The organism is Rhizobium sp. M10 (assembly GCF_002531955.1).
GTDB classification, from domain to species: Bacteria; Pseudomonadota; Alphaproteobacteria; order Rhizobiales; family Rhizobiaceae; genus Rhizobium; species Rhizobium etli_C.
Genome location: NZ_NWTA01000067.1, coordinates 1 through 1,905 on the forward strand (window position 1 = coordinate 1; position 1,905 = coordinate 1,905).

1 protein-coding gene and 1 pseudogene are annotated in these 1,905 nt (G+C 58.4%); both read right to left on the reverse strand.

Annotation, left to right across the window (positions count from 1 at the left end):
* Nucleotides 1-291: pseudogene (locus CO671_RS32995) on the reverse strand (ABC transporter permease); the annotation flags it as partial.
* Nucleotides 288-1,832: a sugar ABC transporter ATP-binding protein gene (locus CO671_RS33000; protein ID WP_097609242.1), complete on the reverse strand. Its 1,545-nt coding sequence runs from the start codon at nt 1,830-1,832 to the stop codon at nt 288-290. The pseudogene CO671_RS32995 and the gene CO671_RS33000, both read right to left, overlap by 4 nt.
* Nucleotides 1,833-1,905 lie beyond the last annotated feature (73 nt).

The following is a 1,905-nucleotide window of genomic DNA, read 5'->3' on the forward strand; positions in this document are numbered from 1 at the left end:
GGCGACCATGGCGGCCAGCCCGACCACCGAGCCGGAGGCCAGGTCGATGCCGCCGGTGATGATGACATGGGTGACGCCGACGGCAAGAATGCCGATCACCGAGACCTGCAGGATGATGATCGACAGGCGCTGCTCGTTGCCGAGGAACGAACTGCCGACGAAGACCCAGCCGAGGATCTCGAAGGCAAGGGCAATGCCGACCAGCACCATCAGCATCGACATCTCACTGTGAAACTTGCGTTTCACAACACGCTTTTCCGCCACAACCGTGGCCCCAGGGGTTATCGTCATTGTGCTGCGAGCTCCATGATCTTGACTTGATCGGCCTCAGCCCGATCGAGGATGCCGGACACGCGTCCCTGCCGGATCGTCATGACCCGGTCGCTCATCCCGAGGATCTCGGGGAGTTCCGAGGAGATCATGATGACGGCCACGCCTTCGGAGGCGAGCGTGGAAATCATGCGATGGATCTCGGCTTTGGCGCCGACGTCGATACCGCGCGTGGGTTCATCGAGGATGAGGACGCTCGGCTTTGTCAGCAACCAGCGACCGATGAGCACTTTCTGCTGATTGCCGCCGGAGAGATTCAGGATCTTCTCACCCATGCCTGGGGTCTTGACCCTCAGCGATGTCGTCATCGCCTCGCAGTCCTGCGACAGCCGCTTCTGCTCGACGAAGCCGCGACGCACATATCCGCCATGCAGGGCGGCCATCTGCATGTTCTGTTGAATGTCCAGCAGCAGGAAGCAGCCGGATTCCTTCCGGTCTTCAGTGAGGAAGGCCATCCCGTTTTCCATGGCGACGGCGGGCGAACTGACGTTGACGGATTTGCCTCTGATCTCGATCGTACCCGATGTCGCCGGTGTCACGCCAAAGAGCGTTTCAGCAATGTTGGAGCGACCGGCGCCGACAAGCCCGGCGATTCCGAGAATCTCGCCGGCATGAAGGTCGAACGAGACGTGCTGGAAGATACCTTTGAGACATAGATCGCGGACGCTGAGCACCACGTCGCCGATCTTGGCCTCCACTTTGGGAAACATTTGCGAGATCTCGCGCCCCACCATCATGCGGATGACGTCTTCACGGGTCAGGTCTTGGGCAGCCTTGGTCGCGATGTGTTTGCCGTCGCGGAAAATCGACACCTCGTCGGAGATTTCGAAAAGCTCGTTCATCTTGTGGGTGATATAGATGATTCCTTTTCCCCGTTCCCTCAGCGTCCTGATGATACGGAAAAGATGCTCGACCTCGCGTTCGGTGAGCGCGGACGTTGGCTCGTCCATGATCAGGACATCCGATTCATAGGAAACCGCCTTGGCAATCTCGACCATCTGGCGGCTGGCAACCGAAAGCAGACCGACCCTTTGATCGGGGTCGAGATCAATGCCCAATTCCTCGAAAAGCCTGTAGGTGCGGCTGTGCAGTTCCTTATGATCGACGAGACCAAAACGATTCTTTGGCTCGCGCCGGATCCAGATGTTTTCCGCAATCGTCATGTGGTTCATCAGATTGAGCTCCTGATGAATCATGGCGATGCCGTTGTCGAGGGCGTCGAGCGGACTGCCGAGCCGAATGGGAAGGCCGTTTAAGAAAAACTCTCCTGCGTCCGGCGTGTAGATGCCGGCAATGATCTTCATCAGCGTGGACTTGCCCGCGCCGTTTTCGCCCATAAGGGCATGAACCGTGCCGCGTCTCAGGCGGAAGGAGACGTCATCCAGCGCAACGTTTCCGGCAAATTCCTTGCGGACATCTTTGACCTCCAGGAGATATTTGGCTGTCGGAACAGCGCCGCTTTCCCGGACCGCCTTGACGGTCGATGGTGAGATTTTCGGCATCGTGGCAGACCTTCTGCTTTCTATGCATAGAGGTTCCAGCTTCGGATGTGCCTTTGGGGCACATCCGAAGCCG